Origin of the sequence: Amycolatopsis sp. cmx-8-4 (assembly GCF_046548675.1) — a bacterium.
Taxonomy (GTDB): Bacteria; Actinomycetota; Actinomycetes; order Mycobacteriales; family Pseudonocardiaceae; genus Amycolatopsis.
Genome location: NZ_JAEBDZ010000051.1, coordinates 1 through 18,123 on the forward strand (window position 1 = coordinate 1; position 18,123 = coordinate 18,123).

Consider the following 18,123-nt stretch of genomic DNA (forward strand, 5'->3'; position numbering starts at 1 on the left):
CCAGCGACCGCGCGAACACCTCCGGCTGACGCGCCATGGCTCACCTCCACCGGCCAGCCTGGCGATCACCGGCCCGGATGTCCACGCGACACGGTTACCACGTCAACGTTCCTTGACGAGGCACTAGTTCAGTCGGCGCTCGTCAGTGCTGGAACGGCCGCGGTGGTGACGATGCTGGTCGAGTATTCCGCCCAAACCGCGACTCGAAGCCAGAAAAGACCGTGTCGTCGAATGCATGCGACTCCGCCGTCAGTTGGAAGCCAGACTCCTGTCCATGCCGTGCGATCTCATGTATCTTTACGGGCTGGAATCAGCCAGCGTTATTTGCTTTATGGCGGCGGGGAACCTCGAAAACGTGGGCGGAGAGTGCAGTCAACTCTACGTCGAATTCGGGAAGTTCAGTCAGGGGTTGCCCAAGCGGCGGCGAAACGTGGTCGGCGGGTATATGCTCCGACTCTCCTCGATGTTGATTGCGCTGCAGTACCACGTTTTCATGTACAAGGAGACTGGAATCATCGGTCAGCTTGTTCGTGACAAGAACGTCAATAAAGTCGGCGCGGCTGACCATATTCACATGTTGGTGGACACGATCTGCGAATGTCTCGCAGGTGCCTACAGTGCGTTGGTGCTCACGCCCGCTCGACCGATTCGTTGCCTCCGACAAATCAAAAGGTTGGCACAGGATCAGAATAGAATAGCTGCGAAGTTCACCAAGGACGATCCCGGCTCGGTCGAGGCCGAACCGGGCACGTCCGACACAAGCACGCAGGCCGGTGGCGATAACTGACGAAGGCTGACCGGCTCTAGGTTCCCGCCTCGTCAAGCAGGGTTGACTCGCACCTTGCCGTCGACCAGCACACCCGCGGCGGCAAGGTGCGGCCACAGCTGCTCGAACCAAGGGATGAACCGGACACGCTCGGTCCGCGCCCGCGGTGGAGGGCCGGTTCCGGTGTCATCGAGGTGCGGGCCGGAGGTGGACGGGCAAGCTGGTATGTCCGTTGGACAGGAACGTGGGCAGGGTGGTCAGTTCCTCCGGTGACACGGCGAGGGTCAGGTCCGGAAAGCGGTCGAACAGCGCCGGGAGCGCCACTTCGGCTTCGAGCCGGGCCAGCGGCGCGCCAGGGCAGTGGTGCACGCCGTAGCCGAAGGTGAGGTGCGGTGCGGCCGCGCGGGTGATGTCGAACTCGTCGGCGGTGTCGCCGTGCTGGGCGGGGTCGCGCCCGGCGGCGCCGAAGCCGACCAGGATCGCGTCGCCGCGCCGGATCACCGTGCCGTCCACCTCGATGTCCTCGACCGCGTACCGCAGCGGCGTGTACGGGATCGGCGCCTGCCAGCGCAGCGTCTCCTCCACCACGGCGGTCCAGGACCGTCGCCCGGACCGGACCAGGGCGAGCTGATCAGGGTGGGTCAGCAGCGCGGTGACGGCGTGGTCGAGCAGGTTCACCGTGGTCTCGTGGCCGGCGGTCATCATCAGCATCAGCGTGTCGACGAGCTCGGTTTCGGTCAGCGCGCCGTCCCGGTCGTCTCGCGCGGCGATCAGGGCGCTGGTCAGGTCGTCGGCGGGCGCGGCGCGCTTCTGCGCGATCAGGTCGGTGAACAGGGCGTACGCTGCCGCCACGTTCGCCTGGGCCTGTTGCGCGGTGATCGCGCTGTCGAAGAAGCCGTCCACCACTTCGCGGATCCCGGCCTGTTTGTCGCCCGGGACGCCGAACAGCCGGCAGATGACCTCGATCGGCAGCGGGTAGGCGTACCGCGCCCGCAGGTCGACGGGCGCGTCACCGGCATCCGCCTCGATGGCGTCGAGCAGGTCCCGGGTGATTTCTTCGACTTTCGGGCGCAGCGCCTCGGTGCGGCGGACAGTGAAGGCGGCGGCCGTCAGGGAACGCAGCCGCCGGTGGTCGGCACCGTAGGCGGTGAACATGTTCCGGATCGACACCCAGATCCGCAGTGGCCAGTCATCGGCGATTTCCCCGTTGGTGAACGCGGGCCAGTGCTGCACCGCGTCTTTGGACACCCGAGGGTCGGCCAGCAGCCGACGCAGGACATCGTTGCCGGTAGCGGCCCAGGCCGGAACGCCACCGGGCAGTTCGATCCGGGTGACCGGCCTCCGCTCCCGCAGGCGGGCACCTTCGGCGTGCACGTCGGAGGCGTTGACGTCGAGCGTGATCGGCTGTTCCATTCTCATTCTCCCCCCGCTGGTTCTCGCATGGACCCCGGCCGAACTCGGATACGGAATGCCGGCTGTGGATCAGTGCGCGTCCAGGATGCAGATCACGGTCGCTCCCTTGCGAACCGGTGTTTCTGGTGCTGTCGCGGACCGCGACCGTGCCGCCGCCGACTCACGGGCTGTCGTAGAACGACGCGGCGGCGAAAGAGCCGCAGTTGTTCCAGGACTCTCCTCAAGGCGTGACCCCGCCGGTGGGATTCACTGAACAGAAGTACATTTTAAACCCTGCACTGCAGGAAAGGTGCGGCACGATGGTGGCCGCGGCCGCGTGGACCGTCGCCGCCTGAGCCGGCCCGGCGACTATGTTCAACCTGGTGAACATGCCTGCGGCAGTGATCCAGCACGTAGCCTTCCGGTTTCCCGTTGTGGCGTCACCCCCCCCAAGGATCGCCCGGTCGACAACATTAAGAATTATGCCACCGCGAGGACGCGGCTCGCGTGCCCTCAACGAGTGAAATGACGCGCGACCGGCGCTAATCCGCCATCCCAGTGAAGCCACCCGCGTGGGGGATATTGGCGCCCGGATCAGCTGAACGATGGGTGACCAATGCGGTTTCTCGGCGGGCAGTCCGAGTCTTCGTCCGCCTCAGCTACCGCACGGAGCAAGCTGCAGCACGTCGACCAGTTCCCGCCGCGCCACCGCACCTTCGGCGACGAGATCCCGGTACGACCGGCCGGTGCCCGCCCGGTCTTCTCGGAGTTGCCGCCGTTGGTGAGGTCGAGCGTGCCGTCGCTGTCGTCGGAGACCCAGGTGGCGCTGATGTTGGCGGTGACGGCGACATGGTAATCAACCGGTGGCGGGTCGTTGGGATGGGTGACGAGCAGGATGGTGCCGACGGCGACGAGGACGGCTGCCGCGATAGCGGCGTACCGCAGGGCGCGGTTTCGGTGGGGCGCCTCCGCAGTCTGCGGCCGCTGGGCGTCGTTCTTCGTCATGGCAAGTGGCTCCTTCGGTCCTGGCGGGCCTCGCCGTGACGACGTGTGGTGTTACGGAACCCCGGGTCACTGTATGTCTGCAGCTGTGGGGCGTTCGCCTGATCGGCTCAGGACTACGCGTGCATTCCGCGATGGTCGAGGCAACCCGTTGAGTATGAGCGTCGTCTTGATCACCCGAGAGGGTGATCTTCCGGCGGGTTGACAAGCTGTCGGGGCAGCTGCGCCGGGATTTGGATCGTGTGGTGTAGACCTTCGACTCACGTGGTGACCTGCATGGACATGCTGGCTGATCGGACGGCTGTCCGGCGGGGATCGCGACCGTGGACTGGATCTTTCGGTGGCGACGGCGCAGATGATCGCGCGTGGATCGAGGGGGCCAAGACGGTCTTCTTATGTGCCAATTGTCGGCGACCCGTCTCGTCAAGTTGGTCGCGTATGTCTTATTTGCACCTTCTTGCTGAGATCGTTTTGTACTCGTCGATTCGCCTTCCGGTTGCGACTGCCCTGAACGGCCTATTTCGGATCTTCGTCAGCTTTGGCATCGTGGTCGCGGGTTCGTCGGGGGCCCAGCACTGTGCTGGTTGCTTTTGACGAGGGGGATCTCGTGCGTTTCTCTGGTGCGCGTTGGCGCGCTCTTTTGCTCTGCGCTGCAGTCGGTGCCGGAACCATGGTGACGGTCACACCCGCTCATGCCGAAACACCTGTGGTAGTCCCGGATGTGGCTCCGGACGAGGTCACGGCCGCGTCCTATGCGCGTGACGGTGACAAGCAGGTCGAGGTGTCTTCGGAGACCACCGAGACGTCGCAGACGCTGGCCAATCCGGATGGCTCGTGGACGATGACGCAGTACGTCCACCCGGTCCGGGTGAAGCAGGGCGCGACGTGGGCACCGGTCGACACGACCCTGGTGCACCGGGCGGACGGCTCGGTCGGGCCGCAGGCAATCGCCGTCGACGTCAAGCTCAACCCCGGCGGTGCCGGTTCGGCGTCGCAGCCCATCGTGCAGGCGGGTCAGGACGACAAGGAAGTCGGTCTGAAGTGGACCGCCGACCTGCCGGCACCGGCGCTGGACGGCGACACGGCCGTTTACGCCGAGGTGCTGCCTGGCGTGGATCTGACCGTGAAGGCGGTCGCCGAGGGGTTCACGGAGAATCTGGTCATCAAGACGCCGGAGGCGGCGAAGAACCCGAAGTTGCAGGAGATCCCGTTCGGGCTCCGCACCCGCAACACGACCGTCTCGGTCGCGGAAGGCGAAGGTTGTGGCACTCCGGCCCAGGCCGGCCCGACCGACGGGCTCGAGGTCAAGGACACCTCCGGGCAGGTCGTCTTCTCTGGCGACGCGTCGCGGATGTGGGACTCCACCGGCGACGGTTCGCAAGCCGAGCAGCAGCTCGGCGAGGGCGGCGGCCGGCGTGAGACGATGATGGACGTCGCTCTCACACCGAGCACGGTGACGATCACCCCGGACCAGGCGTTCCTGAGTGACCCGGCGACCCGGTACCCGGTGTCGCTGGACCCGGACAGCTGGTGCGACTCGTGCGGCATCCAGTCGCACGTGGTGGTCCAGTCCGGCTTTCCGGGTGCGCACAACTGGACGCGTCGACCGGGGACTTGTCGAACCTCAAGGCCGGCTACCAGAACTACGACAGTGCGGGGACGTCGCGGTCCTACATCCAGATGAACAGTGCGCGGCTGGGTGGGACGGTGGTGCACAGTGCGTCGCTCAACACCACGATCCAGCACAGCTACAGCTGTTCGCCGAAGGCGACCGGGTTGTGGTTGTCGAACCCTGCGGATCCGAACACGACGTGGGGTGCGCAGCCGGGCTGGGTGTATCAGGTGTCGACGATGAACGTCGCGAACTGTCATGACGCTGCAGGTGTGGTGGGGCAGTTCGACGCCACTCGGGCGGCGAGGGACGCGGCCGCGAACTACTGGCAGAACACGTGGTTCGCGCTCGCGGCCGCCAACGAAGGTGACGGGATGGCGGCCTGGCGGCGGTTCGACCTGAACCCGTACTTCCAGGTGAACTACGACTCCTACCCGAACCCGCCGGCGAGCCTGTCGATGCAGAACGGTCAGCTGCCGTGCACGAGCGGCCCGAACCGGCCGTGGGTGTACACGAAGACGCCGCAGATCGCGGGCCGGGTGTCCGATCCGGATGGCGGCACCGTCTACGGCAAGTTCGGTACAGGATCGTTCGCTCAGCAGGACGAACCCTTGGACCGTGCGGGTATCAAGACATTGGTTCAACGGCGGTTCCGGATGCGGTCCGGTGTGCTTTCCGGGCTGCTGGAGACGGCCTTCGAAGCCGGCGCGCTCATGGAGTCAGGCGGCCGGATTCTCGTTGGCGCGTCGACGGATCCGCATGAAGCGCCGGTTTCCGCTGTCATGGAAACTGACGTCTTGCGGGCTGTCATCGTCGATGTGGAGTCGATGGTCCGGCCAGTCGCCGCCGAGCCGTACACCGAGACGTGTATCTATCAGATTGGGGCGCACCGCATCGGCACCGACGATGCCTGGGTGGCCCAAGAGAATTCCTTCTCCCGGTACGTCGAACTGCCTGACGCGACGTGGGGGTTCGTCTCAGCGGACGTCGAGAAGCGGCACGCTGAGAACAGGCTCCCTCTTGGTGACGTGCTTGAGGAGTTCGTCAGCTTCTGTGCGGGAGCTGATGCGCTTGTCGCCTACAACGGCACCGAGTCGGATTTCGTCCTTCTTGACGACGCCTTCCAACGCGCCGACGTCAAGCCGCCCGAATGCACCTTGGTGGATGCCTGCTACTTGGCCCTCGCGCTGTGGCCGAACGCACGCACGCACCGGCTGAGCCCGCTGGCTACCAACCTCGAAGTGGCGCACGACGATCTGCGCTGGCACGACGCCAAGGACGACTGTGTGCTCCTCGCCCGCGTGCTCATGCGCGCCGCGGACACCGTCGCGGGATGGCCCGACGATCTTCGGAGTCTCGTGGCTTCCGTGTGTGTGGACTCGCCTGCATGGTCGCTTGTCCGGCGGCTGGCTGTGCGCAGCCGAGGTGGAGGAATCTCGCGAGGTCACGGACACGCTGAAGTTGCGGCGATCTTATCTCTGCTGCTCGCCGACCACCGGCCGCGCCGCCGGGGAACGGCGACCGGCGTCGCCCTCGAAGTGGGCCCTGCGTTGCGCGGAGTGTCGGGGCGGGTCGACGCCCATGCCTCGCCATCTTGTCGCACGGCTGAACCGCGGCTCGCCGGCCGGCGCAGGACGAGATGACCGAGGCTCTGCACGGCTGGGCGGACTGCGGGACGAGCGCGCTCATCGAAGCCCCGACGGGAACCGGTACTACCAGTCGTCGGCCCAGGACCCGAACGACCGGCACACCTGGCTGACCGCCGGAGCGAGTGATCGCCTGTCGGTGTGGGTCGGCAAGACGCGGGATCTTCCGGCGGAACGGCGCGTCCGGAAGGCGCTGCGAGTCAGTGGTACGTCGGTGTCGAGCCGGTGAGAACGTGGTTTTCGCGGTCCGGTGTATCAGCTGGGGCCCAACTGGAATCGAACGCGGGAGGCGTTGCCCCATGGGGCTCGGGGGTCGTGTTGCTCGTCGGCCGGCCCAACCCTGTCCAGCTGAAGCCGGCCTTCGCGATCGCCGACGGGTCCAGGAGGTTCCGGGTGTCGATCACGGCCGGGGTCCGCACCGAGGTGGCCAGTCGTTGCCAGTCCAGCCGCCGGAATTCGGGCCACTCCGTGAGCACGACGATCGCGTCGGCCCCACTCGCGGCCTGGTAAGCGTCGCTCGCCACAGCCAGCGGCAGTCCGCCTGCGCGATGGTCGGCCGGCGGCACCGCCGGGTCGAACGCCACCAGCTCGGCTCCCGCTTGACGCAGCAACGAGGCCACGGCCAGCGCGGGGGAGTCGCGCAGGTCGTCGGTGCCCGCTTTGAACGTCAGGCCCAGCAACGCGAGCTTGACTCTGCTGAGTGATCCGGTGCGGCTGCCCGTCACGACTTCGCGGATCTTGTCGACCATGCGCTTGTGCTGCCGGATGTTGGTGTCGATGGCGGCGCGGACGAGCCGGAACTCGAAGTCGGCCGAGTCCGCCAGCTGCAGGAGGGCCGAGGTGTCCTTGGGCAGGCACGAACCGCCCCAGCCCGGCCCGGGTGACAGGAACTTCTGGCCGATGCGGCTGTCGTAACCCAGGCCCTCGGTGACGTCGGCGATGTCGGCGCCGACGCGGTCGCAGAGTTCCGCGACGGCGTTGACGTACGACAGCTTGATCGCCAAGAAGCAGTTGGCCGCGTATTTGATCAGCTCGGCGGAGGGCGCGTCGGTCAGCACCGTCGGCGCGTCCAGCCGTGAGTAAAGCGCCGCTACCAGTTCGGCGGCGTCCTGGGACGCCGATCCGACCACGATGCGGTCCGGATGCAGGAAATCGTGCACAGCCGTGCCTTCCCGCAGGAATTCCGGATTGGACACCACCGACACGTCTTGTCGTTGCAGCAGCTGGGTGAGCCGGTCCGCGGTGCCGACGGGGACGGTGGATTTGGTCACCACGACGCAGTCCGGCGGGAGAGCTTCGCGCAGCTGTTCCACGGCTGCCTCGAGGATGCCGAGATCAGCCTGCCCGCCTGAGCCCATGGGCGTCGGCACGCAGAGGAACACGACCTCGGCCTGTTGCGGAAAGTGCGCGAGCGCGGCGGTCGCGGTGGTCGCCCAGCTCAGCCGGCCGGCCGCGGTGCCGCCCGCGACCAGCTCGGTCAATCCGGGTTCGAGGATGTCGACCCGGCCGTCGCGCAACCGGTCCACCTTGGCGCGGTCCGTGTCGGCGCACACGACCGTGTGGCCCAGCGAGGCCAGGCACGCGCCGGTGGTGAGCCCGACGTAACCGGTTCCGATCACGATGATGCGCCGAGCGGACATGCTGGTTCCTCACTGCGGTTGGAGGGTCTGGAGCTGATCGCCGAATCCGGGTAGCAGCCGGAGCGTGTCGCGGGCGCGGTCGAACCGGACGACGCCGGCCCGGTCGAGTTCGGACAGCCAGCCGTCCATCGGCCAGAAGCCGTGACGACGGTGGAAGACGTGGGCATTGGCCACGAGTTCGCGGACGTGGCCCGGGTCGTGCCTGCTGGCCGGGTGGTACTGATGGTAGGCGATGGCTCCACCGATCCAGGCCAGCCGGGCGCCGCTCTTCGCCGCTCGCAACGCGAAGTCGGTGTCTTCCGCGCCGTAGCCGGCGAACTGCTCGCAGAAGCCGCCGAACCGGTGCCAGTCCTCCCGGGTGGTCGCGAAGGACAGGGACCAGAACAGCTCGAAGTGTTCGTCGTCCACGGTGATGCGTCCCGGCGAGGGAGCCGGCCGGCCCGGATGCGGTTCGGCCAGGTCCGCCAGTTCCCGCGGTGCCGGATACCCCATGGGCGGCGGCGGTGGCAGGTAGGCGACGGGCCCGCACATCAGCGTCGCGGGAGGCACCCGGCGGGCCGCGTCGGTGTAACGGGCCAGTGAACCCGGACCGGGGATGCAGTCGACGTCCAGGAACACCAGCAGTTCGGCGCCGTGATCGAGCGCGGCGCGCGCTCCCGCGTTCCGGGCGGCGGCCAGGGGCAGCGCCCGCTCCGGCGTCACCAGGGAAATCAGCACGACAGGTGGTGCCCCGAGCGCGGAGGGCAGCCGGAGCGAGCCGGTCATGTCGACGACGACGTGCAGTTCGACGTCCCCGGTGCCGAGGGCCTCGCGTTGGCGCTGCAAATGGCTCTCGCGTCCGGCCGTGATGGTGACGACGGCGGTGCGCGGTCGCCGGGCCAGGCCGGTCACCTGGGCCGCGCCAGGTCGTGCAGCACGGCCGCGGCGCGGGCGGCGCCGTCACCCCGCGACCAGGCCGCCCAGTCGCCACCACGGGAGTGCGCCTGGGTGAGCACCACCGGCCACCGGGACGCGGCGGGCCACGACGGGAGGACCACGCCCAGTCCGGCGTGGACCAGCGCTTCGGCGGTGGCCTCCTGCTCGTCGAACGGACGGGGCTGGGGAATGACCACGGCGGGGCGCCGGGCCGCCGCGACCTCGGCGAGGGCGTTCTGCCCGGCGTGGGTGACCACGACACCGGCCTCGCCCAGCAGCGGCCATGGGTCCGTCACCCAGCCGTGGTGCTGCAAGTTGGGTGGCGGGCTTGCCGGGGAATCCCCCGGCCGTGCCGGACCGGCGATGTCCCAGCGCCACTCCGGAGTCGCCGCCGCGGCCGCGTGCAATCGGGCCGCGGACACTGAGAGGCCGCCGCTTCCCCACAGCACCAGCGCGCGCCGCTGCGTACCCACCGGCGGTCGAACCCGGCCGTCGAAGCGCGAGAGCGCGCCGACGTGCACGGTCTTGGCCGGCCACGCCGTCGGCCAGTCCGGGGCGGGCCGCCGGGGCCACGGCGCGATGATGGCTTCGGCGAGGTCGTAGGCCGTACGGTGCGCACGATCGGTACGCCAGCCCGGCTGCGCGACGACCACCACCGGTACGCCGTGCAGCCGGGCCAGCAGCGCGACCTCGACCGACACGTCGGCGACCAGCAAGCGTACGGCGTCGTCACGCAGCGTCGCACTCAGCAACGCCATGCGCTCGCGCAGGCCCGGGTGGTGTCTCGGCGCCCAATGCAGCGTGGCGCCGGCGGTGACGTCGTCGCGGTGCGGATCGGTCCCGTCGGCGTCGTCGGGCAGCGTGATCCACCGACCCGGCCAGCCGGCCGGGGCCGGCAGGCTGGAGAGCCCGATCACCTCGTCGCGCAGCGCGCGAGCGATCGCGGTGGCGCGGTGAACGTGCCCGGAGCCGTGGTGGTGCACGTAGTAGGCGATCACGACGACAGTTCCCGGTAGAGCCGGACGTACTCGTCCACCATGCGATCCACCGAACAGGTGGTCTCCGCGCGGTGCCGCGCCGCGCCGCGGTCCAAGGAAGCGGCCCGGAGGATGGCCGCGGCGAGACCGGGGACGTCGTCGGGCGGCGCCAGTACTCCGCAGTGCGCGTCGAGAACCTCGGGCAGCGCTCCGCGAGCGAACCCGGCGACCGGCGTGCCGCAGGCCAGCGCCTCGGCGACCACGAGCCCGTAAGGCTCTTCCCAGCGTGGCGACACGACGGCGACACGGGCCGACCCGACCAGGTGGACCAGCTCGCGGTGGGAGAGGTGGCCGAGGTATTCGACGTCGCCGCCCAGCAGCGGTTCGATCTCGCGCCGGAAGTACCCGGCGTCCGGCCGGGGGCCGGCCAGCCGCAGCCCGGTGCCGGCCGCCCGGGCGGCGTGGATGGCCAGTTCGGGCCCTTTCTCGGGGACCAGCCGGCCGAACCACACCGGGGAGCCGCCGCCGGGACCGGGCACCCACTGGTCCAGCTCGACTCCGTTGCGCACCACCGTGACCGCGGGCACCAGCGACGACCACTGCCGCGCGGTGTGCGCGCTGACGGCCGCGAAGCGCGTGTGTCCGGGAGAGCGCAGCCGGACCGCGGATTCCAGCCACGGGGTGGGCGGGGTGTGCAGCGTGGTCAGCACCGGCGCGCTCAGCGTCGAAGCCATGGCGACGGGCAGGTAGTGAAGGGAATTGTTGTGCACCACGTCGCAGACCCCGGTGGCGCCGAGGTCGAGCATCAGGCCGAGGTACGCGTGGTGCTCGGCGATGAAGTAGTCGGCGGGCATGCTGACGTCGCGGCGGGCCTGCGCCGACAGGGTCGGCAGCACCGGCATCGCCCGGACCCGCAACGCCGGATCGGAGCCGGTCCCGCCGAACACCGTGACGTCGTGGCCGCGCTTGCGCAGGCCGGTGGCCAGCTGCCAGGTGTGTGCCTCGAGTCCGCCCGCGAAGGGCTCCCGAAGGGGGTAGCGCGCGGAGGCGACCAAGCCGATCGACAGCGCGGAACCGGCGTGCTCGGCGGATACGGGCGAATCCGGGACGATCACCGGCCGCGTTCGTTCACCCGGTCCCTGCGCCGGGTGCTTTCTGTTCCGGTCCACTGTGGTTGTTGCTCGAACCACCGCATGTGCTCCTTCCGCGGAGATACCCGTCGATCACCCATGGGAAATGCGCTGCCGACGTCGCAGAGTGCCAAGGTCCGATACGCCGGTGACCGGTGAATCCGAGTGATGATCTTCAGCTCGTGGTCGGCGGGTACCCCCTCGGGCGGCGGGGAAACGGGGAACAGCGCGTAGCGCCCGTGGTGTTTAGGTCGCGCGCGAATGGACATCCACTACCCGTGGAAACGCCGTTGATCATCGCCTCGGTGCCGGCCGGTCACCCTTTCGTGCGCACTATCTCGGATCCACGGAAGGAACCGGGTTTTCGCGTCCTCCCCGATCCGCCGGTGCCCGGCGCACCCGAGGGGCAGTGGTGGCCCCACCGGATGCTGGAGCCGGCTTGGCTGCACGCGCACCACCGTCGTTTCGACCTGCTGCACCTGCACTTCGGCTACGAGCACCTCTCCCTCGAAGAGTTGCGGGCGGTGGTCGACGCCCTCCGCGCGCACGGGAAGCCACTCGTGCTGACCGTGCATGACCTGCGCAACCCCCACCAGGTCGACCCCGGTCCGCACCACGCCGCGCTCGGCCTCCTGGTGCCCGCGGCCGACGCCGTGATCACCCTGACCCCGGGAGCGGCCGAGCGGATCGCCGCGGGGTGGGGACGCACGGCGACGGTCATCCCGCACCCGTACGTGGTCGATCCGGCGCGCGCGGGCCGGGTGGACACCCGTGACCACCGCGACGAGTTCGTGGTGGGGGTGCACGCGAAGAGCATGCGTGCCAACTGCGACGCGGTCGCCGTCGCGGAGCGGCTCGCGCGCACGGTGTCCACTTTGCCCGGTGCGCGGCTGGTGGTGCACGCCCACGACGACGAAGGCGGCCGAAGCGCCGCCGAAGACCTGCGAGCACGTGGCGTGCCGGTGACGGTGCGGCCGCCGTTCTCCGACGACGAACTGGTCGGCTACCTCGAGAACCTCGACGTATCCGTGCTCCCGCACAAGTTCGGCACCCACTCGGGCTGGCTGGAAGCGTGCCACGATCTGGGCACGACCGTGCTGGCGCCGGACTGCGGGTTCTACCAGGAGCAGGCGCCGTGCCTGCTCTACCACCGCACGGAGACGGCGTTGGACCACGGGAGCCTGGACGACGCCCTGCGTCGCGCTTTCGCGCAACGGCCGCGGTGGCGTGCGGATCCCCGGCGAAGAGCGGCCGACCGGGCCGCCATCGTCGACGCGCACACCCTCCTGTACCGCGCGGTGACCCGCACGCGCGAACCGGTAGCCGTGGTTCCGCGGTGAGGGTGCACACCCATGCGCCGGGGCCTCCCGGGCACGGCGTCGTCCGGCACGCGCGATCGGTCGCCCGGCTGTGCGCGTCCCGCGGGGTACTCGAGAGCGCCCAGGAACCCGACCTCACGCACGCCCACTTCACGGATGCCCTGTTCGGCTCGACGATCGAGGAGGCGGTGCGGGCTTACCTGAACTGGGCCGCCCGCACCTCCCACCCGTTGGTGGTCACCATGCACGACGTCCCCGATCCCCTCGGCGGCAGCCGCCGGGACCGGGCCCGCAGTGCCGGTTACGCGGCGGTGGCGGCGGCCGGTGACGCCATCGTGGTCTCCGCCGAGCACGAAGCGCGCAAAGTCGCTCTCCTCACCGGCAAGCCCCTGCACCACATCGATCTGCCCTTGCCGCCGGAACCACTCGCGGCTTCGTGCGCGACGCCGGCCGGCGTGACGTCGTCGCTGGTCGTGCTCGGCTACGTCTACCCCGGGAAGGGCCACCGTGAGGCGATCGACCTGGCTGCGGCCGTCGGCCTCGATCGCCCCGGCGGTCCTCCCGCGGTGATAGCCGCGGGCGCTCCGAGCGCCGGGCACCGCGAGCTGGCGGATCAGCTGCGCAGGCACGCCGGCCTCCGCCGGGTACCGCTGACCGTCACCGGGGACCTGAGCGACAGCCGGTTCGCGGCCGTGGCCAGGGCAGCCGGGGTGCCGCTGGCGCTCAACCGCACCGTGAGCGCCAGTGGTTCGCTGTTGTCGTGGTTGTCGTGCCGCCGGCGGCCGGTCACCTGGACGGGCCCGTACAGCACCGAAATCGACCGCCGCTACCCGGGCAACCTGCTCCTGGGCGCGACCTGGTCCGAACTGACCGACCACGTACGCCGGGCGTTGGCGGACCCGGCGACGACGCGGCTGCCGAACTACCCGCGATGGCGGGACGTCGGCGCCGAGCACGTCGCGCTCTACCGGACGGTGCTGGCCCTCCCCGCACACCGGGCGGTGCCGACGTGCTGACCGATGTGCTGACCCCGCACAACCAGTGGGATCTGTTGAGCGGCTACCCGCGACAACGGCCCACCGTCACCGTCATCGTCACGCACTTCGAACAACACCACCTGCTGGCGCGGATGGCCGAGGCCCTGCGCCACCAGACCTTGCCGCCCACTCAGGTGGTCCTGGCCGACGACGGTTCGGCGACCACACCGGTCTTCGCCGTACCGGACGTCGCAACCCTGGTGGTGGCTCAACCCGACCAAGGGTTCCGCGCCGGGACGGTCCGGAACCTGGCGGCACGCCACAGCACCGGTGAAGTACTGGTCTTCCTCGACGCCGACACCGTGCCGGAGCCCGGGTACCTCGAAGAGGCCGTGCGTCACATCTCGCTCTGTCCCGACGTGCTGGCCGTGGGCCGTCGTCGGCACGCCTCGTTCACCGGACTGGCGGACGACGAGCAGCCCGGCGCGGCGAACGCGCTGACCGAACCGGCCTGGCTGCGAGACGGCTACGCCGCCTCTGAAAACCTTCTTCGTTCCGACGGTCGCAGCTTCCGGTTCGTGATCGGGGCGGTGCTGTCGTGCCGGCGGGACCTGTTCTTCGACCTCGCCGGGTTCGACGAGCGGTTCGTCGGCTACGGCGGTGAGGACTGGGACTTCGCCTACCGGGCGTGGAACGCGGGCGCGGTCCTCGTCCACGAGCGCGCCGCGGTCGCGTGGCACGACGGTCCGGACTGGGGCGCGCGGGGAGAAGGGACCGAGGTCATGGACCTGCAGAGCGCGCGGCTGGCCGCGGTGATCCCCGAACCGTCCACCCGGGGCGCCCCCATGCCCGGAGGAATCTTCGACGTGCTCGCCACCGTGTCCGCCGGCGGCGACTTCGGCCGGGTCGTGCGCACGGTCCATTCGCTGCTCCGTCAGAGCCACCGTGATCTGGGTGTCCGGCTACCCGTCGACGACGAGCGGCTGCTGGAGGCTTACGCGGGAATGGTCCGCACGGATCAGTGGACGGAGGACCAGCTTCGCCGAGCGCGGGTCCGCGTCGACGTGCACGGACCGCTGCCGGCGTCGGCCATCCACCAGGCAGTGGAGCTGATCGCCGGGGCCGACCTCGGCCGCGTCGATCTGGTCCGGGAAGGCGAACTGCTGGGCGTGGCCTGGTCGACCCGTGTCGTCGGACGCGCACGCCGCTGGGCGGGCCGCTTCGAGTTCGACGAGGTTCTCGACAGTGCTTTCGGCCGGGAACGGCTGTCCCTCCGCGCGGAACGTGATCACCACCGGACCCTGGCCGGGTTCTTCGCGTCGTGGCCGTGATCGGCCCGGCTCGGGTCACGGCCGCTGCGCGGTCACGATGTAGTGCCGTAGCTCCGGGGACATCATCGCCGGCACCCGGATCGAGCAGGCGAATCCGTGCCGCAGGAGAAGCCGCTCGACCGCCGGAAGGCGTCCGTCGACGTCGTGCACCTCGACGACGATCGCGTCGATCCGTGGCCAGTCGGGCTCGTCGATGCCTTCCAGCACTTCCAGTTCGGCGCCCTCGACGTCGATCTTCACCAGATCTATCCGTGCAGAGGACGACGGCAGCACGGTGGACAACCGCACTACGGCGACCTCGACCGAGGTGGTGCTCAGCATTTCGTCGGCCAGGCGCGGGTTTTCCTGTGTCCTTCGCATGTCTGCCACCCACTGGGCCGGCTTCTCCTGCGGCCGGCCCGTCGAATTCGCCGTCAGGTGCTCGTAGGCGGTCAGCACGATGCGGCCGCGACGTTCGCCCAGTGCCGTCTCGAAGACGCGCAGACCCTCCGCGTCGATATCGGCGATGTTGGCACGCAGCAGGCGGCACGTTGCGGGAACAGGTTCGACCAGAGTGAGCTGGGCCGCGGGACACGCCCGGATGATGCGGAGGGCGAACATGCCGATGTTGGCGCCCGCGTCCACGACAACCGCGTCCGGACGCAGTTTCGGAAGATCGAGCAGGTAGTCGTCGTGCGTGAAGATCTCGTGGTAGAGGTAGTGGGCCTCACCCGCGGCCCACTGGCTGTCTCTCGTGACCACCCGGAGATCTTCGGCGACTCGGACCGACATCGTCCCGTGTGGCTTGGTCGTGTGCTGGGGCATTCGACCGGCCCTTCCTCGTCCCTGTGGTTCTGGCGGCTTGTGTATCGAGTCATACCCGCTGCCCCACGGGATAATCATCCATCAGGTCGGTTCCGGCGTGAGTGGCGCTGTTACCGCCGGAGCCGCCGGGTGGTCGCCTTGATTCCATTCAGGACTGTGCTCGGCGCCGCAGTGTGGGTGCACGTCACGTGCCGGTCAAGTATGCGGTCGGTGGAACTGCTGCTCTTCGACGTTCCCGGCGGCGTCGTGGATGACGTGTGTGACTCGCCGTAGTTCGACGACGAGCACTACCCCGCCTGCACCATGGGCCGGGCCGCCGATATTCTCGGCACCACTCAAGGCTTCCTGCGAAGCCGGGCTGATCACCCTGCAACGCTCCACCGGCGGGCACCGCCGCTACTCCCGCCACCAGCTGCGGCCGGCCGCGCGGGTGCGAGAACTGGTCGATCAGGGCACCGCCGTCGACGCCGCGTGCCGCATCGTCACCCTCGAAGACCAGCTCCACGAAGCCAGCGCCTCTGCGGTGACGCCACATCACTCCATACGGTTCGGTAACTGCGGTTGTCCCCATTCGACACCCCGGACGCCACTCCCATCCTGCTCCTCGCGCGTCCGAGGGCCACTCGACGGGAAGGCGCGATCCGCGCGGAGCGGATGCTTCGGCTTCGCAAGGTGAAGATCGATCACGGACGCGGCGGCGGAGCGACTGGTCTCGCGGCCCCGACCTCCGCCCCGCATCCTGCTCCTCACATCGCGATGCAGGTCCACGGCGCATCGCCTGCTGCGCTGCCGATTCGCCACACGGATGCCGGGATGACACGACTTCGAGTCGAGCGACGAAGAACTGGCGGCGATCGACCTGCTCGACATCGACGTGCGCGGCGGCCGGAGCCGGAGGCCGTGACGCTGGAGGCGTTCGGCCGGACATCCGGAAGCCTGACCCGCGCGGCACCCCCTGCGACCGGACCGTCTCGGCTTCAATTGCCGTCTGTGCGTAACCAGGCGAGAAGCGTCTCGTAGACGGCGTCGTCGTGGAGCAGGCTGAAGTGGTTCAATCCGCCGAGCCAGACGACGTCGGCGTCTTCGGTCAGATCGCCCGCTCTGAGCGGCGCCACGAGAAGGTCGCCGACGAGCCGGCCCCAGGTGCTTCCTTCCCTGCGTGACAGCGTCGCGGACACGAACAAGCGGCGGATACCCGCCGCGCTTTCGGCCTGCCGGGGGGAACTCGTGCCGGATGGTCCTGTGCGCGATCCGGGACGGACACTCCCGGAAAGTGTTGGGTTACAGCATATCCGACCATATCAGCGCCGAGATGGTCGCCGACGCCATCGACGTCGCGGTGGCCGCCCGTGGCGGCAAATGTCGTGGCACGATTCTGCATTCCGACCGCGGCGGGATCTAGCTTGATCTTGCGACGGCCGCCGTGGTTGTTTGCCTTACTGTGCTTGTCCGAAGTGCTCTTGCTTTGCCCTTCTCATGAGGATTGCGGTGGCTGGTTGCGGCCGTAGTCGTTGGACGAGGCGCCGTCCACCGGGTCTACGGACAAAATCGCCCGAGCGCCGGGACATAGGAACGGGCGCCCCTCTGCACCAGCGTCAGGCCACCCGCGTGTTCGTAGGGACGCTGGTGGTCCGGGACCTGGTGGCAGCCGGTTCGTCCACGCCCGCACGGAAGAGACGGGAGCGGGCACCCGGGTCGAGTACTGACGGCTGCCGTCAGGCCGGGATCGCGCGCTCCCGCGCGAGCAGCAGCGCGCCGTGCAGAGAAGAGAGCCCACCAAGCACGGCGCCGCGGACGGGCAGCGCCGGGCGGCCGGCGCGGCTCGCCCGTTCAAGCTCTTCGGCCACCAGACCGGCCAGGCTCGGCATGCCCTCGGCAAAACCGCCGCCAAGCACCATGAGCGCCGGCTGCACCAGCTCGCTCACCCCGGTCGCGACGGCCGTGAGGGCAGCCGCGCTTTCCCGCAGGACGTCCAGCGCCCACGGCGTGCCCGCGCCGGCGGCCTCGGCCAGCTCCGCGAACGGAACCTCCCGCCCGCGCATCCGCGCGGCCCGGCGCAGCGTCGCCGGGCCGGACGCGTAGGCCTGGACGCAGCCCGCCCGGCCGCAGTCGCAGCGTGGCCCCGCGAGGCCGACCACGACGTGGCCGACTTCGCACGAGCTCCCCGGGCGACCCGGCCACAGCCGGCCGTCCAGGACGATCCCGCCGCCGATCCCGGTCCCGACGCCCAGGTACAGCACGTCCGGGCAGTCTGCGGCGCGCGCTTCGGCGAGCGCGGCGAGGTCGCCGTCGTCGGCCAGGGCCACTGGCGTGGCCCCGAAGATCGCTCGCAACGCCGCCGCCAGGTCCAGTCCGGCCCAGGTCGGCCGCCCTGGCCAGGTCGTGACCACGCCGGAGGCGTCGCAAAGGGCGGGCATCGCCACTCCGACCGCGGCGACCGGTGCGGGCCGGGTTGCCAGCAGCGCCTCGGCCCGCGCGGCGAGCAGGGTCAGATCTTCGGACGCCGACCCAGCCGCCGGCCAGCGGAACGTCTCTTCGCGCACGCCGGCGCCGCCTTCGACGCGCAAAGCGACCTTCGTGCCGCCGACGTCGATCCCCAGGAGCTCGATGAC

At 69.4% G+C, this 18,123-nt stretch carries 16 protein-coding genes and 1 pseudogene; 8 read left to right on the forward strand and 9 right to left on the reverse strand.

Annotated elements, in window-relative coordinates:
* The first annotated feature begins 274 nt into the window (after nucleotides 1–274).
* Nucleotides 275–787, forward strand: a complete 513-nt coding sequence (locus ACLJQZ_RS46695; RefSeq protein WP_410627991.1) for a hypothetical protein — start codon at nucleotides 275–277, stop codon at nucleotides 785–787.
* Between the two features lie 165 nt (nucleotides 788–952).
* Here the strand turns inward: ACLJQZ_RS46695 and ACLJQZ_RS46700 are convergent, their stop codons facing one another.
* Together ACLJQZ_RS46700 and ACLJQZ_RS46705 are read right to left on the reverse strand one after the other, a co-directional pair.
* Nucleotides 953–2,179 (reverse strand): cytochrome P450 family protein, encoded by a 1,227-nt coding sequence (locus ACLJQZ_RS46700; RefSeq protein ID WP_410627992.1) that lies wholly within the window; start codon nucleotides 2,177–2,179, stop codon nucleotides 953–955.
* A gap of 573 nt (nucleotides 2,180–2,752) precedes the next feature.
* The gene (locus ACLJQZ_RS46705; RefSeq protein WP_410627993.1) at nucleotides 2,753–3,163 is read right to left on the reverse strand and encodes a hypothetical protein; all 411 of its coding nucleotides are present in this window, start codon (nucleotides 3,161–3,163) and stop codon (nucleotides 2,753–2,755) included.
* Between the two features lie 535 nt (nucleotides 3,164–3,698).
* Here ACLJQZ_RS46705 and ACLJQZ_RS46710 point away from each other — a divergent pair.
* Together ACLJQZ_RS46710 and ACLJQZ_RS46715 are read left to right on the forward strand one after the other, a co-directional pair.
* Nucleotides 3,699–4,844, forward strand: coding sequence for a hypothetical protein (locus tag ACLJQZ_RS46710; RefSeq protein WP_410627995.1), 1,146 nt, complete (start codon nucleotides 3,699–3,701; stop codon nucleotides 4,842–4,844).
* On the forward strand, nucleotides 4,775–6,415 hold the full coding sequence (locus ACLJQZ_RS46715) for a hypothetical protein (RefSeq protein WP_410627996.1): 1,641 nt from the start codon (nucleotides 4,775–4,777) through the stop codon (nucleotides 6,413–6,415). The genes ACLJQZ_RS46710 and ACLJQZ_RS46715 overlap by 70 nt, the downstream gene beginning before the upstream one ends.
* A 203-nt stretch (nucleotides 6,416–6,618) precedes the next feature.
* Here ACLJQZ_RS46715 and ACLJQZ_RS46720 read toward each other — a convergent pair whose 3' ends face one another.
* From ACLJQZ_RS46720 to ACLJQZ_RS46735, 4 genes are read right to left on the reverse strand one after another with little or no spacing between them, the layout of a single operon-like run.
* Nucleotides 6,619–8,058 (reverse strand): UDP-glucose dehydrogenase family protein, encoded by a 1,440-nt coding sequence (locus ACLJQZ_RS46720; protein ID WP_410627998.1) that lies wholly within the window; start codon nucleotides 8,056–8,058, stop codon nucleotides 6,619–6,621.
* Between the two features lie 9 nt (nucleotides 8,059–8,067).
* On the reverse strand, nucleotides 8,068–8,949 hold the full coding sequence (locus tag ACLJQZ_RS46725) for a glycosyltransferase family 2 protein (RefSeq protein ID WP_410627999.1): 882 nt from the start codon (nucleotides 8,947–8,949) through the stop codon (nucleotides 8,068–8,070).
* Nucleotides 8,946–9,971: a glycosyltransferase gene (locus tag ACLJQZ_RS46730; protein WP_410628001.1), complete on the reverse strand. Its 1,026-nt coding sequence runs from the start codon at nucleotides 9,969–9,971 to the stop codon at nucleotides 8,946–8,948. Before ACLJQZ_RS46730 ends, ACLJQZ_RS46725 begins: the two co-directional genes overlap by 4 nt.
* Nucleotides 9,968–11,065 (reverse strand): glycosyltransferase, encoded by a 1,098-nt coding sequence (locus tag ACLJQZ_RS46735; RefSeq protein ID WP_410628003.1) that lies wholly within the window; start codon nucleotides 11,063–11,065, stop codon nucleotides 9,968–9,970. The genes ACLJQZ_RS46730 and ACLJQZ_RS46735 overlap by 4 nt, the downstream gene beginning before the upstream one ends.
* 440 nt (nucleotides 11,066–11,505) lie before the next feature.
* Here ACLJQZ_RS46735 and ACLJQZ_RS46740 point away from each other — a divergent pair, with 440 nt between their 5' ends.
* From ACLJQZ_RS46740 to ACLJQZ_RS46750, 3 genes are read left to right on the forward strand one after another with little or no spacing between them, the layout of a single operon-like run.
* Entirely contained in the window at nucleotides 11,506–12,420 is a 915-nt protein-coding gene (locus ACLJQZ_RS46740; RefSeq protein ID WP_410628005.1) for a glycosyltransferase family 1 protein, read from the forward strand.
* Nucleotides 12,417–13,415 carry a hypothetical protein gene (locus ACLJQZ_RS46745; protein WP_410628007.1) on the forward strand — a complete coding sequence of 333 codons (999 nt, stop codon included), beginning with the start codon at nucleotides 12,417–12,419 and terminating at the stop codon, nucleotides 13,413–13,415. Before ACLJQZ_RS46740 ends, ACLJQZ_RS46745 begins: the two co-directional genes overlap by 4 nt.
* Nucleotides 13,409–14,707, forward strand: a complete 1,299-nt coding sequence (locus tag ACLJQZ_RS46750) for a glycosyltransferase (protein WP_410628009.1) — start codon at nucleotides 13,409–13,411, stop codon at nucleotides 14,705–14,707. The genes ACLJQZ_RS46745 and ACLJQZ_RS46750 overlap by 7 nt, the downstream gene beginning before the upstream one ends.
* 15 nt (nucleotides 14,708–14,722) lie before the next feature.
* On the opposite strand, the gene ACLJQZ_RS46755 is transcribed toward ACLJQZ_RS46750, so the two are convergent.
* Nucleotides 14,723–15,448 (reverse strand): FkbM family methyltransferase, encoded by a 726-nt coding sequence (locus tag ACLJQZ_RS46755; RefSeq protein WP_410628011.1) that lies wholly within the window; start codon nucleotides 15,446–15,448, stop codon nucleotides 14,723–14,725.
* 336 nt (nucleotides 15,449–15,784) lie between these two features.
* Here ACLJQZ_RS46755 and ACLJQZ_RS46760 point away from each other — a divergent pair.
* A pseudogene (locus tag ACLJQZ_RS46760) lies at nucleotides 15,785–16,022 on the forward strand (MerR family transcriptional regulator); the annotation flags it as partial.
* Between the two features lie 466 nt (nucleotides 16,023–16,488).
* Here the strand turns inward: ACLJQZ_RS46760 and ACLJQZ_RS46765 are convergent.
* Nucleotides 16,489–16,689 (reverse strand): hypothetical protein, encoded by a 201-nt coding sequence (locus tag ACLJQZ_RS46765; protein ID WP_410628012.1) that lies wholly within the window; start codon nucleotides 16,687–16,689, stop codon nucleotides 16,489–16,491.
* Nucleotides 16,690–16,745: 56 nt separating this feature from the next.
* Here ACLJQZ_RS46765 and ACLJQZ_RS46770 point away from each other — a divergent pair, with 56 nt between their 5' ends.
* Nucleotides 16,746–16,913 carry a DDE-type integrase/transposase/recombinase gene (locus tag ACLJQZ_RS46770; protein ID WP_410628013.1) on the forward strand — a complete coding sequence of 56 codons (168 nt, stop codon included), beginning with the start codon at nucleotides 16,746–16,748 and terminating at the stop codon, nucleotides 16,911–16,913.
* Nucleotides 16,914–17,226: 313 nt separating this feature from the next.
* Here the strand turns inward: ACLJQZ_RS46770 and ACLJQZ_RS46775 are convergent, their stop codons facing one another.
* Nucleotides 17,227–18,120: an ROK family protein gene (locus tag ACLJQZ_RS46775; protein WP_410628033.1), complete on the reverse strand. Its 894-nt coding sequence runs from the start codon at nucleotides 18,118–18,120 to the stop codon at nucleotides 17,227–17,229.
* Between the last annotated feature and the right edge of the window lie 3 nt (nucleotides 18,121–18,123).